General features: G+C 44.1%; 15 protein-coding genes and 1 pseudogene. 2 read left to right on the top strand and 14 right to left on the bottom strand.

What is annotated here, in order from left to right:
- Positions 1-52 precede the first annotated feature (52 nt).
- Positions 53-358 (bottom strand): 50S ribosomal protein L21, encoded by a 306-nt coding sequence (rplU, locus tag VLA77_04900; GenBank protein ID HSE29895.1) that lies wholly within the window; start codon positions 356-358, stop codon positions 53-55.
- Positions 359-411: 53 nt separating this feature from the next.
- The gene (locus VLA77_04905; GenBank protein HSE29896.1) at positions 412-627 is read right to left on the bottom strand and encodes a hypothetical protein; all 216 of its coding nucleotides are present in this window, start codon (positions 625-627) and stop codon (positions 412-414) included.
- Positions 628-756: 129 nt separating this feature from the next.
- Between VLA77_04905 and VLA77_04910 the strand changes: the two genes are divergently transcribed.
- Both VLA77_04910 and VLA77_04915 read left to right on the top strand, forming a co-directional pair.
- Complete coding sequence (locus VLA77_04910; GenBank protein HSE29897.1) at positions 757-1,326, top strand: RNA polymerase sigma factor; 570 nt, start codon at positions 757-759, stop codon at positions 1,324-1,326.
- 33 nt (positions 1,327-1,359) lie between these two features.
- Complete coding sequence (locus VLA77_04915) at positions 1,360-2,013, top strand: hypothetical protein (GenBank protein ID HSE29898.1); 654 nt, start codon at positions 1,360-1,362, stop codon at positions 2,011-2,013.
- Between the two features lie 40 nt (positions 2,014-2,053).
- On the opposite strand, the gene ileS is transcribed toward VLA77_04915, so the two are convergent.
- The 12 genes and pseudogenes from ileS to rpsU all read right to left on the bottom strand — a co-directional run bounded on the left by ileS (position 2,054) and on the right by rpsU (position 14,385).
- Entirely contained in the window at positions 2,054-4,912 is a 2,859-nt protein-coding gene (ileS, locus tag VLA77_04920) for an isoleucine--tRNA ligase (GenBank protein ID HSE29899.1), read from the bottom strand.
- A 312-nt stretch (positions 4,913-5,224) separates the two neighbouring features.
- Positions 5,225-5,416, bottom strand: a complete 192-nt coding sequence (locus tag VLA77_04925) for a hypothetical protein (GenBank protein ID HSE29900.1) — start codon at positions 5,414-5,416, stop codon at positions 5,225-5,227.
- Positions 5,417-5,439: 23 nt separating this feature from the next.
- Positions 5,440-6,057 (bottom strand): vitamin K epoxide reductase family protein, encoded by a 618-nt coding sequence (locus VLA77_04930; protein ID HSE29901.1) that lies wholly within the window; start codon positions 6,055-6,057, stop codon positions 5,440-5,442.
- Positions 6,014-6,316, bottom strand: coding sequence for a hypothetical protein (locus VLA77_04935; protein ID HSE29902.1), 303 nt, complete (start codon positions 6,314-6,316; stop codon positions 6,014-6,016). Before VLA77_04935 ends, VLA77_04930 begins: the two co-directional genes overlap by 44 nt.
- 79 nt (positions 6,317-6,395) lie before the next feature.
- Positions 6,396-9,122: pseudogene (locus VLA77_04940) on the bottom strand (vitamin B12-dependent ribonucleotide reductase).
- Between the two features lie 101 nt (positions 9,123-9,223).
- Complete coding sequence (nrdR, locus tag VLA77_04945; protein HSE29903.1) at positions 9,224-9,685, bottom strand: transcriptional regulator NrdR; 462 nt, start codon at positions 9,683-9,685, stop codon at positions 9,224-9,226.
- Between the two features lie 140 nt (positions 9,686-9,825).
- Positions 9,826-11,028: a cell division protein FtsZ gene (gene ftsZ, locus VLA77_04950; protein HSE29904.1), complete on the bottom strand. Its 1,203-nt coding sequence runs from the start codon at positions 11,026-11,028 to the stop codon at positions 9,826-9,828.
- Between the two features lie 103 nt (positions 11,029-11,131).
- Positions 11,132-12,391 carry a cell division protein FtsA gene (gene ftsA, locus VLA77_04955; protein ID HSE29905.1) on the bottom strand — a complete coding sequence of 420 codons (1,260 nt, stop codon included), beginning with the start codon at positions 12,389-12,391 and terminating at the stop codon, positions 11,132-11,134.
- A gap of 45 nt (positions 12,392-12,436) precedes the next feature.
- Positions 12,437-13,189 carry a type I methionyl aminopeptidase gene (gene map / locus VLA77_04960; GenBank protein HSE29906.1) on the bottom strand — a complete coding sequence of 251 codons (753 nt, stop codon included), beginning with the start codon at positions 13,187-13,189 and terminating at the stop codon, positions 12,437-12,439.
- Positions 13,174-13,719: a nucleoside monophosphate kinase gene (locus tag VLA77_04965; GenBank protein HSE29907.1), complete on the bottom strand. Its 546-nt coding sequence runs from the start codon at positions 13,717-13,719 to the stop codon at positions 13,174-13,176. Before VLA77_04965 ends, map begins: the two co-directional genes overlap by 16 nt.
- Before the next feature lie 4 nt (positions 13,720-13,723).
- Positions 13,724-14,170, bottom strand: coding sequence for a GatB/YqeY domain-containing protein (locus VLA77_04970; protein ID HSE29908.1), 447 nt, complete (start codon positions 14,168-14,170; stop codon positions 13,724-13,726).
- Entirely contained in the window at positions 14,170-14,385 is a 216-nt protein-coding gene (rpsU, locus tag VLA77_04975) for a 30S ribosomal protein S21 (GenBank protein HSE29909.1), read from the bottom strand. The genes VLA77_04970 and rpsU overlap by 1 nt, the downstream gene beginning before the upstream one ends.
- Between the last annotated feature and the right edge of the window lie 5 nt (positions 14,386-14,390).

Below are 14,390 nucleotides of genomic sequence, written 5' to 3' on the forward strand. Positions count from 1 at the left end.
AACAATTGTACCAGTTTTTGGTCACTTTGTGAAAATAAAAAATTACCGCTCTTTAGGCGGTAATTTTTGTGATTTCGATTTTGGTGTGCTTTTGGCGGTGACCAGTGATAGTCTTAACGCGTTTTTTAGCTTTAAATTTCGCAACTTGTAGCTTTTCGCCTTTAACTTCTTGTTCGGCAACTTTAGCTTTTACGCTAGCGCCTGCAACTGTTGGTTTGCCAACTTTAGCTGTTTTTTCATCAAAAACCATCAAAGGTTCTAGACTCAAATCTTTTTCTGAATCTAGTTTGTCAACCAATAAGGTCTGACCTTCGGAAACAATATATTGTTTACCGCCAACTTTAATAACTGCTTTCATGTTTCTCTACTCATTAGTTAGATTTGCTTTAAACAATTCTAACAGATGTACCTTTACTTGTAAAGATTCTCAGGCACTTCGGGTCCAATCTCTTGAAGTGCCTCGTTCAAAAAACGATTTAATTTAACCGCGTCGACCTCTTCGTGGAGGTTCCAGTTATCATCGTGAGTTGTAGGATCGTCTGTTATGGAACGACTAAGTTCGTCACCGTCATCGTTAGGAATTGGTGCGAACTGCATTTGTTTTTGTGTTGGTAGTGCGAGTTTCATATTTTATTTTTTGCGTTAATTAATTTTGTTTACATTTAAACATTAGCACTTTGGTGATCATTTGTCAAGTTTGTGGTTTTATACTTGTGCAACCTTTGCTATAGTTTTGCGTTGTATAACATGAACAATATGCAAAAAGATAAAGAGCAAAAAATTGTTGAGCTTGCCAAAACTGATGCAACTGCATTTGGCGAGCTCTTTGACCACTATTATCCTAAAATCTTTAACTATGTCTTTAGGCGAACTGCTGATTTTGAATCAGCGCAAGACATAACGGCAGAGACTTTTATAAAGTCGCTAGATAAAATTAAAACCTTTGAATGGCGAGGAATCCCCTTTTCGGCCTGGCTTTACCGAATTGCCAGTAACGAAATTGCCAATCACTTTAGAGATAAACATTCAAAAAACTCTTCGCTCGAGGCCTTGTTGGAGGAGCAAGGTTTTGAGCCAATAGACGAAACCGACATTCAGGCCGAACTTGAGGCTGCCGAAGAAGAAGTTTCACGTCATGTAAAATTTTTACAAGTTCAAAAACAGATTTTAAAGCTGCCGATAAAATATCAAGAAGTTTTGTCTCTTAGATATTTTGAAAATAAAACTATAGATGAAATTAGCCAAATAACCAACAAAAAACCTGGAACCGTTAAGTCACTTCTGTCGCGCGGCATCAAAAAACTACGCGAAAGTGCAACCAATTAAATAAGGTGCCGTTATATTTACAGGCAAGAAACCATGAAACAGATTTTAAACGATAACCAGCTACAAAATATGACAGTTCCAACTGTCGAGCTCAGCCATCACCAGGCTCAACTGCGTCATGTACTTGTTTCGCGTGCCGCGACAAAGGCGAACAAAATAACAATTTTAGGAGTTATAAAGTATATGAATAAGCGATTTTTAATTGGCGCAAGTGCAGTTGGAGTTTTCGCGCTCGCAGTTGTAATGATGACGGCCGTAAATCAGTCGCCAGCTAGCGCAATGCAGCTAGCGCGCGACAGCTCCGCGGCCCTGCAGTCAATCGGTTTTAGCGACAAAGACGTAGAGGGTTTGAGCGAGCAAGAAATTACGTATAAAAAATATATTCCGCAGTTTTTGAGCTGGTTAGGATCGGCGCAAAAAGCAAGCGATCTTAAATTACTTAGCTATGATGAAGTTTTAAGTAAGTATCCCGACGTCTTGAACGCAGATTCTACTGAGTTGCTTAGGGTTATTGATAATCCGCAGGACGGTGAATCACCTAAATTAGAGCAACTTAGGTATCTAGAATTCACCCTGCACGAAGGCGAAGCCGAGTACAAGATCGTCGTAGGTGTGAACCAAAACGATGTACCAGAGGCAGCGATGATGAAAGTCGTCACTCCTGGCAAATCAACCGTAAATGAATAAATCTAAAAGCGCGCCTGTATAAGGCGCGCTTTTTATTTGGCTAGTTTTTTTCGAGCGAAATTTCTAGCTCTACCCCATCAACCTTACATTTTGCCTCAAACTTGTACGTTTTATCCGATATTTCTTCGGCTAGGGTTTCGGCTGCTATTGTCGCGCTATGTTCTTCAATCGCTTTTTTAAGCTCCTCGTCATTCGTTACAAGACTTAACTTTATGCGATCATCAACTTGTAGATCGGCTTGTTTGCGCGCGTTTTGCACATTGCGAACAACTTCGCGCATTTGTCCTTCGCGCTTTAACTCGGGAGTGATTTTAACGTCGAGTTCAACTTTTTTACCCCACTCAACTTGCTTAACATTTACTTCGTCGGCAATCACCTCTTTGTAAATATCGTCGAGTTTCGGTACAGCAACTTTTTGCAAAGGCTGACGAACTTTGACTTTGGCGGCAGCGCGCTGGCTCAACCCTTCGTTAATGTATTCGCGCGTTTTTGCCATTTGGTCCAATAGACTCTGATCAACTTCACTCGCTTTTGGCCAATCACTCAAGTGAACAGACTCGCCCCCATTTAAGTCACGGTAAACTTTATCACTAATAAATGGAGCCCACGGCGCAAGCAACTGACAAGTCTTCACTAAAACGTAGTGCAAGGTTTCGTATGCGTGGTTTTTGTCGCTGTCGTCTTCACTCTTCCAAAAACGGCGACGGCTGCGCCGAATAAACCAATTAGACAGATCGTCGACCAGTTCAAAAACTGGATTAATCGCGTGCGCTAACTTGTAATCGTCGGCCTGCTTTGTAACTTCGACGATTGTTTGATTCAAGCGCGCTAAAATCCACTTATCTAGAACGTTTTCGCTATTTAACCGGCCAACTGGCTTAAAGTTGTCGATGTCGGCGTACATTTTGTAAAAACGATACGAGTTCATGAGCGTCCCTAAAACATTGCGATTTAGGTCTTTCATGCCGTCGCGGTTAAAGCGCATATAGTCGGCGCTCACAGCTTGGTTGTTGCTAAGCAAATATAAGCGCAAGCTGTCGGCGCCCTCGTTGTTAAATACGTCGTCTAGTGGCGGATAGTTTTTTAGGCGTTTGCTTAATTTTTGACCATCGGCGGCCATGATCATGCCGTTAACCAGCACGTTTTTGTAGGCCGGGCGATCAAACAGGATTGTCGAAATTACATGCTGGACATAAAACCAAAGCCGCGTTTGGTCCAAACCTTCGCCTATGTAGTCAGCTGGGAAAGATTTTTTAAACTTCTCCACGTTTTCGAACGGATAGTGCTGCTGCGCAACGGGCATCGACCCACTCTCGAACCAGCAGTCGATGACCTCTTCTACACGCCTGTAGGTTTTGCCGTCTTTTGTGAAAGTAATTTTATCGATAAACGGACGGTGTAAGTCGTCTACATCGATGTCGTTTCCGGCGAGTTTTTTAAGCTCGGCAATGCTTTCTACTACAATGTAATCATCTTGGTTGGCCTCGTTTACCCAAACTGGCATCGGCGCACCCCAATAACGATTGCGGCTAATCGCCCAGTCGCGCGCACCGGCAAGCCACTTTCCAAAACGACCATCTTTGATGTGGTTCGGGCTCCAATTAATGCTTTCGGCAGTTTTTAGCATCTGGTCTTTGATTTCAGAAACTTTTATAAACCAGGTGTCGATTGCGTAATACAAAAGTGGACTATCACAGCGATAACAAAACGGGTACGTGTGTTCTTTTGTTTCGGCAGCGAATACCATTCCGCGATCTGTTAAATGCGCGATGATAGCTTTATCGGCACCTTTAAAAAATTTGCCTTCAACTTCGTCAAAGCCAATGCCGCCGACAATTTTACCGGCGGTATCTACCGTATGCAAGACATCTAAGACCTTCTCTGTTCCTAAACTTAGGTCATCTTCGCCGAAAGCTGGCGCAACGTGCAAAACACCGGTACCATCTTCGACACTTACAAAACTAGCTGGCCAAACTTTGTACATAAAGTCTGGGATTCCGGCCGCATACTTGTCGAGTTTAAATAATGGTTCATAGTTTTTGCCGATTAGCTCGTCGGCCTCGACTTCTTTTAAGATTTCAAAATCGTGCTCATCTTTAAAAACCTCATTTAGGCGTTTTTTAGCGACAATTAAAATCTCGCTGCCAGATTCTGTTTTTAGATCTACATAAACATAAGTTTCGTTGGGGTTTACAGCGATCGCAGCGTTACCTGGTAAGCTCCAAGGGGTCGTTGTCCAGCCGAGCAAAGAGGCATCCTCACCTACTAATTTGAATTTTACAAACAAACTTGGATCTGGCACGTTATCACGATAGCCTTCGTTTACCTCAAAGTTGCTTAGAGGAGTTTCACATCGTGGACAATACGGCATGCTTTTGTAGCCTTTATATAGCAAACCTTTGTCGTGAATTTGCTTCATTACCCACCAAACGCTTTCGGTGTAGTCGCGATCTACTGTTGCGTAGGCATTTTTAACATCAGTCCAACGGCCTATGCGGCCAAAAAAGTCCTCCCATTCACCTTTGTACATAAAGATAGATTCGCGGCAAGCGGCGTTAAACTTCTCAAGCCCGAGCTCTAAAATTTGCTTTTTACCGCTAACACCGAATTGTTTTTCGATTGCAAATTCAACAGGCAGTCCATGGCAGTCCCATCCGTTGCGACGCTCAACATAATAACCTTGCATGGTCTTATAGCGACCCAAGCTGTCTTTAATTGCAGTTACTAGGCTGTGGCCAAAGTGCGGCAAGCCATTTGCGAATGGCGGGCCATCGTAAAAGCTAAAAACTTCAGAACCTTTGCGCTGCTGTAACGACTTTTCGAATGTGTTTTCTTTCTGCCAAGTTGCGAGCATTTCTTCTTCGATGTTCGCGAGATTGGATTTTTTTGGCTCTTCCATATTTCTCCTTTATAAATAAAAATCACTTCTTTTAGAAGTGTTGGAATCCTGGTTCAGGACGGTACCATCCAACTTCCAAAAGAAGTGATTCTTGTGGCGCTTGTTTACTGGACTTACGAGCCAGGCCGGCGAGTTCTACTAAATTCTTCTCGCTACTTTCGCGGGTGATAGCCGCTAATCTGCCTTTAGGGCAAAGTGTATTTAACTTTATTTTACGGTATTAGCAAAAAAATTCAAGATGGACAACGCTAGAAACATTTTAGATTCAGCAACCAGATTATGCGTATCGTTTCTAGTCAATGAGTATAACTCTCATGATGTGGCAGATTCTAACCTAGTAATTCTTAGTTCATGATCAACAACCTTCTCGAGGGTTGGCGACATTCCTTCGATAATCGCCTCAATTTTACCATCTGTTTCCTCATGCAAAACTTCTAAACGCCGAATATCTGACTGCATTTGATCTAATTTTTCTAAAACTTTTTCTTCAAATTCTTTTGCCATAAGCGGAGTTTACAGCTAGTTGCCTAGCCCCACAAGCTTTTACCAAATTTCACAACAACCAGTACAACCATTAATACCAGCCAGCTAGCAACAATCAGTTTATCGTAATCCTTTTTAAGAAGTTTTATGATTTTTGCGTGTGTATTTTTAGACAAATTAAATGTGTTCTCTAACAAGTTAAACCGCAAAAATGCGTCGAAGATTATTGTTGTTACTACAGTCACGAACAAGCACCACGGACACAAAACCTCAATAACATACACACTCTGAAAAAACAGCCAGTAGGCAAAAATCAGCCCGAGCAAAGCACCAATTTGGGCGCCAACCATAAACCAAGGTTTATAACGCGCGCCCGCCAAGTAACCGATCGCCAAAGTTATAACTACTGGGTAGGCCATTAATCCAATAAACGGATTTGGAAATCCAAACAAGCTGGACTGCCAAGTTTTCATAACCGTTGCGCAGTTTAAAACTAAATTAACGGTGCAGCTTAAAATTGCGTCAGGCTGCATCAGTAAGTGGATCTTTTCTATCGATAAAACAAATGCCGCCGCCAATCCCACAAAAGCTGCTACGGCTATAGTTGTAAAAAGTGCATTATAATTGTTTGTTTGGTTCTGCGCCATAAAGTTGCCTTTCATCTGTAACATAGTAACTAAGTTCGCTAATTAACGGAAAATGTCCGCCGCGCCAACTGTTTTGCAGTCGGCCCTGATCGTCCATAACAATTATTGCCGGATATTCCATAATTTCGTAAAGCCGACACAAATCAGCACCTTCGCGCGAATCTACATCTAAGATTGGCAGGTCATGCCCTGTTTGACTTTTAAAATCACGTAGAAAACTTTCTACCGCTGTGGCATGTTCGGAGTTAGGACGATACAAAACAAGCGTCTTCATGCTTATACTTTATCTTTATTTGGGGTAAATAAACAAGAGGCCGCACTTGGCGACCTCTTTAGTTTACTTGTAGCCAATCTTAGCTACAACCGCTCGTACTACCGCAGACAGTGCATACGTAACAGCTGCCCGCACGCTGCGTGGTATTGCCGCAACTTGTGCATAAAGGTGATGTTTGTACACTTTTGCGATTTGCCGTAAGAGCTTCAGCCTTTACTTTTTTGGGCTCCTCGGGTAAAAAGCTAGTTTGCTCAGTCTCTACTTGTTTGTCCAACTCGTCAAAACTGGCAAGCCCAAGTTCTAGGCGATCGTCGAAGCTTAGGTAGTCTAGGGCTAAGCGCCTAAAGATATAGTCGATCAAACTTGTTGCAGTCTTAACTTCTGGGTCGTCGGTCATACCCGATGGCGCGAAGCTCATACTGCTCAGAGTTTTAACGTAGCTCTTTAGTGGTACGCCGTACTGCAAACCATGGCTAACGCTAATTGCAAAGCTATCCATTAAACCACTTAGGGTTGAGCCTTGTTTGGAGACACGCACGAAAAGTTCTCCCGGAGTTCCGTCTTCATATTCACCTACAGTTACAAAGCCCTTCATGTCAGAAACATGGAACTCATAAGTGCGGCTAGTGCGACGACTTGGAAGTTCGCGTTTTACGGCGCCAGCCTTTACAACTAGCTGAGGTGAAGTTGGAGTTTCGACGGCTTTTTCTTCCTTCTTTTTGCCGCTTAATGGCTGAGCGACTTTGCAGTTATCTCGGTAAATTGCGATCGCTTTGATGCCCAATTTCCAAGCGTCAGTGTGGAGTTGTTCAACTTCCTCGACCGTTACGCTTTCTGGCATGTTTACAGTTTTACTAATTGCACCACTAATAAACGGCTGAACGGCGCCCATCATTTTTACGTGACCTAAGTAGTGAATTGCATTGTCGCCAACTGCACAAGCAAAGGCGTCATAGTGTTCTTTTTTAAGATGTGGAGCGTCAAGAACGGATCCGTGTTCGTTGATATAGTCAACAATTTCGTCGCTTTGAGATTGGTTGTAGCCCAAAGTTTTTAGCGCGCGTGGAATTGTTTGGTTAACAATTTTCATTGATCCGCCACCTACCAAAACTTTGTGCTTAACTAGGCTAAAATCTGGTTCAACGCCGGTGGTGTCGCAGTCCATCATAAAACCAATAGTTCCCGTTGGAGCAAGCACGCTGGCCTGCGCGTTTCGTACGCCATATTCTTGGCCCAAGGCCACAGCTTCGTCCCAGGTGTCGGCGGCGGCGCTTAGTAGTTCTTCGCTAACCATGCCAGCATCAATTTTATTAACAGCGTCGCGGTGCTTGCGCAAAACGCGGTTCATACCAAGACTGTCCTTTGCATATCCGGCGAAAGGACCAACACGCTTAGCGATCTTTGCGCTAGTTGCGTAAGCATGTCCGGTCATTATGGCGGTAACGGCTGCGGCTTGAGCGCGGCCCTCGTCGCTGTCGTAGGCTAAACCTTGGGCCATTAACATTGCGCCCAAGTTCGCGTAGCCCATTCCAATTTGACGGAATGCGCGAGTGTTTTTATCGATACTCTCAGTTGGATATTCCGAGTAACCACACAAAATTTCTTGCGCCAAAAAGACCACTTCAACACTGTGCTTGTAAGCTGGAATGTCAAAAGTGCCGTCTTCTTTTAAGAATTTAAGCAAGTTTAGGCTGGCCAAGTTACACGCTGAGTTGTCTAGGTGCATGTATTCGGAACATGGGTTGCTACCGTTAATTCGGCCAGCTTTTGGTGTTGTGTGCCAGTCGTTAATCGTACCATCGTACTGCACACCAGGGTCGGCACACTCCCAAGAAGCTTGGGCGATCTGTCGCCACAAGTCGCGAGCTTTAAGAGTTTTGTAGACTTTTTTATCTTTTACACCAATTAAGTCCCAGTCTTGGTCGTTTTCTACAGCCTTCATAAACGCGTCTGTTACCCGAACTGAGTTGTTGGCATTTTGGTACTGGATCGAAACAGCATCTTCGCCGTTTAGGCTCATATCGAAACCGTTGTCTCGTAGTACTCGGATCTTACGTTCTTCGCGTGCTTTACACCAAATGAATTTTTCTACATCTGGATGGTCAATGTTTAAAATCACCATCTTTGCAGCACGGCGAGTTTTACCACCGCTTGCAATTGTGCCGGCGCTGGAGTCAGCGCCACGCATAAAGCTAACTGGACCGCTGGCCTTGCCATTACTGCCGCTTAGACGTTCGTAGCTCGAACGCAAGTTGCTTAGGTTTAAGCCGGCGCCAGAACCGCCTTTAAAAATCATACCTTCTTCACGGTACCAGTTTAAAATCGAAGGCAGAGTGTCTTCAACTTTTAAGATAAAACAAGCACTAGCCTGCTGCCTCCGACCAGTCGCACCAATGTTAAACCAAACCGGGCTGTTAAAAGCTGCTCGCTGAGTAGCTAAAATGTATTTTAGCTCATCGTTAAATGTGTCGGCCTCGGCCTCATCAATAAAATAGCCTTGCTCGTAGCCATATTTGGTAATCGTATCGGCAACACGATCAACTAATTGGCGCAAAGATTTTTCCCGTTCTTCAGTGCCGGGTGTGCCCCAAAAATATTTTTGAGCAACAATGTTAATTGCGTTTAAGGACCAACTCTCGGGGAATTCTACGCCTTTTTGTTCAAAGACAACTTTTCCGGTCGCTGGGTTTATAATTTGCGCATCACGTTTTACCCAATTTAACGCGTCGTAAGGGCTCGTGCCCTCATCTGTAAAATAGCGACCTAGCGCCAATGTGGCAGTTACATCCGCCATAGTTTTAATCCCCTCCTTAGTTTTTGAATGATTTTAGTTTTAAAGTCCCGAAAGCCTCCCAAAGCCACGGTGCTTATTTTTATTTTTGCACCACACGCCAGTTCGTGCAAGACCTATTTTTGGCTAGCGGACTTTATGATTTTAAGCTCTCGCTCAAAACTGTCGACATCGGTAAAACAGCGGTACACACTTGCGAAACGGACATACGCCACCTGGCTAAATTTCGCCAGGATACTCATAGCGATTTCGCCGATTTTGTGTGTTGTAATTTCTGTGTCTGCCTTGTCGTAGATCGCTTTTTCGATTTGGCTAACTAGATCCTCGAATTGTTCACCATCGATCGTGGTTTTTTCGCACGCTCGTTGCAGTCCTGAAACTAGTTTCGCTCTATCGTAAAGCTGCCTGGTACCGTCTTTTTTGACAACCACCAAGCTTGGCCTTTCTAACCGTTCGTAAGTTGTGTAGCGATGCTTACACGCTAAGCATTCACGACGTCTGCGAATACTTTCCCCAGATACAACATCTCGCGATTCTACAACTTTACTCTCGGCGTTCTGACAATTTGGACACTTCATTTTTAACCCCCGTCCCAAAATTTGGGCTACCGACCTCTACGCTACAACCCTCCAGGCAGCGTAGCTAAGTACTAGAATAACCCTATATATGGCACGCGCGCAATGGTGATAAACACAACATGCAGCGTACTGTGCAAAACTTAAGCTTCTTCTTCAGCCTGTTTCTTTTTTCGTCGCAAAAACGCAGGAGTATCACCATCGTCGTATTGCCAGATGCTTTTTGGTTCTTCATCTTTAGTAAAGTCCGCGGCAACTTCCTGGCTTTTATCTAAATCCATATCCAGGCTGCCCATCTCTTCTTCGGCGACTTCCGGAGTTTCGTCTTTAACTTCTTCTTCGGCCTGCCTCTCGAAGCCCGGCAAGGCGTTCGCTTTCTGCCTAAAGTAGGCGGAATCAAAACCTGTAGCTATCACTGTAATAATTAACTCGTCTTCAAGCTCCGGCTTTAATGTAGCACCGAAAATTATGTTGGCATCTGGAGCTACAGCGTTTGTAATAACTTCGGCGGCTTCATTGATTTCATGCATCGACATGTCATAGCCACCAGCAATACTAAACAGAACACCTCGAGCACCATCAATTGATACCTCAAGTAGTGGCGACTCGATCGCTTGTTGAGCTGCCATGACCGCACGGTTCTCGCCGCTAGCACGACCAATACCCATAAGCGCTGAACCAGCGTTTTGCATGATGGTTTTTACGTCTGCGAAGTCTAGGTTAATTAAACCGTGCTCGGTAATAAGCTCTGAAATCCCCTGGACACCTTGGCGCAAAACATCGTCAGCGATCTTGAAGGTTTCAAGTAAAGGGGTTCTCTTATCAATAGTTTGAAGCAGTCGATCGTTAGGAATAGTAATCAGAGTGTCAACGTGCTGACCAAGCTGACTAATTGCCCATTCAGCGTTTTGACGACGTTTTTCGCCTTCAAAACTAAAGGGCTTAGTTACTACGCCAACCGTTAAGATACCCATCTCGCGAGCAATTTGCGCAACAACATGACCCGCGCCACTACCTGTTCCACCGCCAGCGCCTAGGGTGATAAACAGCAGATCTGTCCCCTGTAAAGATTTTTTAAGGTCTTCTAAGCTTTCTTCGGCCGCTCTTTGACCAACAGTCGGATCGGCGCCTGCCCCCAAACCCCTAGTAGTACCTTTGCCGATATGTATTTTTGTTGAGGCTTTTGAATTATGCAAAGCCTGTGCGTCAGTGTTTGCGGCAATAAATTGCACGCTCTGCATACCTGCGTCGGCCATGCGATTAACAGCTGAGCCGCCTGCCCCACCCACACCTATTACTTTGATTGTTGCGAATGTTTGTATGTCTGCTGGTTTTACTTCTGGCATCTAAAATGTCCCCTGTGTTCACATTTAGTATACACATGTTTGTCGGCCAAACCAAATGTTTATTCGCAATTTTTTCCCAAAATTTTTGGCTTATTTTTGCAGACTAGGGCTTGAACCGCCTCATAAAATCACCCGCGGAATTGAACAATTTTCCGAACATTTTGCTACCAGCGTCAAAAGAATTTTTACCTTTTGGTGATTTGTGGCGAGGCTTCGAGCTTTCCAAGTCAATCAACATTAGCCCGAGCGCAGTTGCAAAATCGGGTTTTGCAACTTTGTCACTCATACCATTTATACTGCTGATGTGTGCGACCCGAGCCGGCAAGCGTAGGCGATCTTTTGCATAATCAGCTATATGCGTTAAATTAGCACCCGCACCTGTAAGCACGACGCCGCCTGGTAGCTTACCGGACTTATCTATACTTCGCAGCTCTTTGTCGATCATCTCAAAAATCTCATCAAGGCGTGCCTCGACGATCATCTTAATATCTTTGGCACTAAATTCTACTTTTTTATCACCTTGAACATATTCAATGTTTTTGATCCTATCTTTACTTACTGTTAGGACTTTTGAAACGTGCTGCAGTTTTAGATCTTCCGCAATATCAAGGTCAGTTCTTAAACCTATCGCCAAGTCGTTGGTAATATTTACGCTACCGACCGGTAAAATCGATAGATGCTGTAGGTCGCCTTCTTCGTAAACTACGATTTGAGTCGTCGTCCCACCAAAATCAACAATAGCAACACCGTTCTCCATTTGCTGATTAGTCACCACCGCTTTTGCAGCCGCGAGTCCAGCGACCACCACATTATTTACGGCAGTTTGAGTCATCTCCAAACTCTTTAATAAGTTCTTAATATTAGGACCTAGTGCCGTTACAACATGCGCATCAACTTCTAAACGAACGCCGCTCATTCCAATTGGATCTTTTATATTAGTCTGATCATCCAGAGTATAGCTACGCGGAGTAACTTGCAAAATTTCACGATTAGCTGGCAGCTGAACAACGGTGGCAGCTTCGCCTACTCGAGCGATATCTTCATCAGTAATCTCATTATTTTGCGAATTAACAGCCACAACACCTTTTGAGCTCATAGCCATTATGTGAGAACCGTTCACACTCACCGAGGCTGATCCAACTTGATGTCCAGACATTCGTTCGGCTTCTTCAAGCGCTTTGTCGATTGCGTGGGCAGTGTCAACTATGTTAACAACGGAGCCTTTACGCATTCCGTTATTTGGCGCTACGCCAACTCCAATAATTGTTGCCCCGGATTTAGAATCGTCTAAATGTCCGATGACACATCTTACGTGCGTGGTCCCTACATCTATACCCACGCCATAACGCGTTATTTCTTGCATGAGCATTAGTATAACGTTTATGCTCTACTTCGCGCAATCTTTTTGTTAGCGTTCAGTTAAAATTTCAAATCCATCGTCGGTAATTAAAACCGTGTGTTCAAAGTGCGCAGCTAAGGTTTCGTCTAAGGTCCTTACCGTCCAGCCATCCTGGTCTATAACAACACGGCTTCCACCCAGCGTAGCCATTGGCTCAATAGCAATTGTCATACCTGTTTTTAGCACTGGACCAACACCTGAAGATCCATAGTTCGGAATGTTTGGGTCCTCATGAACTTCATGACCAACTCCGTGACCAACTAAATCTTTAACAATTCCGAGACTCGCTGCGTCCAGAACTTTTTGGATAGCCAAACCAATGTCACCAGTTCGAACGCCGTTTTTGACTTGTTCGATTCCCGCATACATTGCGCGCTCAGTTTGTTTTAATAATTTTTCGGTTTGTGGAGTTGTTTTGCCGCCAATTGCTAGGCTTAACGCACTGTCGGTAATCATTCCTTTATATGTAACACCAAAATCAAAACCAACAATGTCCCCATCTTTAAATGTTTTATCGTCTGGAATTCCGTGAACTACCGCATCGTTCACCGATATACAAATAACATCCGGGAAGCCCATATATCCATAAAAGCTAGCTGTGCCACCCATAGCCTTTAATTCACGCTTGGCAATCTGCGAGACTTCTTTACCTGTCATGCCTGAACCCACCGATTGTTCGATGGTTTTTAGCACGTGAGCTAAGATTCTTCCGCTTTCGCGCATAGCCACGATTTCTGACTCTGTCTTTACACGAGTGAACACAATTTTAACTCCGATTCGATTCTATCATGCACTTGGCCAACGGTACCTGTACCATTTATGTGAACAATCGGTATATGTAGCTCATTAAAGTAAGCTAGTATTGGATAGATCTCTTTACGATAAATTTGCAATCGTTGATTTATAATTTCTGCCGTATCGTCGCTGCGCCCACGAATTTCCAAACGGTGCAAAAGCTCCTCACGTGGCACTTCAAGAACAACAACCAGCCCAATCGATCGTTGATGTTCCGGCTGCGTTTCAATCAACCATTTTGCCTGGCCAAGCTCGCGGGGGTAGCCGTCCAAAATAACATGCGGAATGTCTTTAGCTTTGATTAATGCTTCTCTAACAATTTCATTCACTTTATCAAATTTAACTAGCCCGCCCGTGCTCATCTGTTGATGCACCTCTACATCATGCGAGTCACGCAAAAGCTGACCAGCCGAAAGCCATCGCCACCCAAATCTAGCCGCTAAAATCTGGCCCTGCACACTTTTACCTGCACCAGCCGGACCAAAAAATATTACCACCTACCTACCCCAGTCTAGATTTTACAATTGCCGCAACACGACTACCGTCAGCGGATGTGCCAACTTTAGATTTAACCGCACCAATAACCTGACCCATTTGCGCATTATCACCAAAACCTGTTATAACTTCGTCAACCACGGCGCCGAGTTCTTCATCGCTAAGTTGCTTAGGTAGGTATTCTTCGATAATTTGTTTTTCTTTTAGTTCAGTCGCGGCGCGCTCTTCTTCGCCGGCCTTTTTGTAAAGCTCGGCACTCTCGCCCCGTTTTTTGGCTTCGCGAGCTAAAACAACCTCAATTTTGTCTTCAGACAAGCCTTCTTCGCGGACTTTTTGTGCAACTTCTTCGTATAAAATTGCACTTTTGATACTTTTAAGAACTTCTGCTTTTGTTTTATCGCCAGCAAGAAGTGCGGTTTTAATGTCTGCGTTGAGCTTGTCCTTTAGTGACATTAGCGGACGCCCAAACGAATTCGTTTAAGCTTATCTGCTTTGCGGGCTTTACGAACGATCGCACGAGCGCGGCGTTCGCGTTTGCTGAGAGGCTTTTCGAAATATTGAAGCTCTTTAACTTGAGCTAAAATACCAGATTGCTGCACCTTACGAGTAAAGCGGCGAATTAGGTTCTCATTTGCTTCTTGTGTGTCTTTACGAGTTACTTGAATCATACGTG

It is taken from the genome of Candidatus Saccharimonadales bacterium (assembly GCA_035457485.1).
In the GTDB taxonomy this organism is placed as follows: domain Bacteria; phylum Patescibacteriota; class Saccharimonadia; order Saccharimonadales; family EFPC-124; genus DATIBO01.

Excerpts from the sequence above, each read along its gene's own strand:
- rpsU (HSE29909.1), bottom strand. The coding sequence starts at position 14,385 with ATGATTCAAGTAACTCGTAAAGACACACAAGAAGCAAATGAGAACCTA.
- VLA77_04970 (HSE29908.1), bottom strand. The coding sequence starts at position 14,170 with ATGTCACTAAAGGACAAGCTCAACGCAGACATTAAAACCGCACTTCTT.
- ftsA (HSE29905.1), bottom strand. The coding sequence starts at position 12,391 with ATGCAAGAAATAACGCGTTATGGCGTGGGTATAGATGTAGGGACCACG.
- VLA77_04905 (HSE29896.1), bottom strand. The coding sequence starts at position 627 with ATGAAACTCGCACTACCAACACAAAAACAAATGCAGTTCGCACCAATT.
- VLA77_04935 (HSE29902.1), bottom strand. The coding sequence starts at position 6,316 with ATGAAGACGCTTGTTTTGTATCGTCCTAACTCCGAACATGCCACAGCG.
- ftsZ (HSE29904.1), bottom strand. The coding sequence starts at position 11,028 with ATGCCAGAAGTAAAACCAGCAGACATACAAACATTCGCAACAATCAAA.
- ileS (HSE29899.1), bottom strand. The coding sequence starts at position 4,912 with ATGGAAGAGCCAAAAAAATCCAATCTCGCGAACATCGAAGAAGAAATG.
- rplU (HSE29895.1), bottom strand. The coding sequence starts at position 358 with ATGAAAGCAGTTATTAAAGTTGGCGGTAAACAATATATTGTTTCCGAA.
- VLA77_04930 (HSE29901.1), bottom strand. The coding sequence starts at position 6,057 with ATGAAAGGCAACTTTATGGCGCAGAACCAAACAAACAATTATAATGCA.
- VLA77_04925 (HSE29900.1), bottom strand. The coding sequence starts at position 5,416 with ATGGCAAAAGAATTTGAAGAAAAAGTTTTAGAAAAATTAGATCAAATG.
- VLA77_04910 (HSE29897.1), top strand. The coding sequence starts at position 757 with ATGCAAAAAGATAAAGAGCAAAAAATTGTTGAGCTTGCCAAAACTGAT.
- VLA77_04915 (HSE29898.1), top strand. The coding sequence starts at position 1,360 with ATGAAACAGATTTTAAACGATAACCAGCTACAAAATATGACAGTTCCA.
- nrdR (HSE29903.1), bottom strand. The coding sequence starts at position 9,685 with ATGAAGTGTCCAAATTGTCAGAACGCCGAGAGTAAAGTTGTAGAATCG.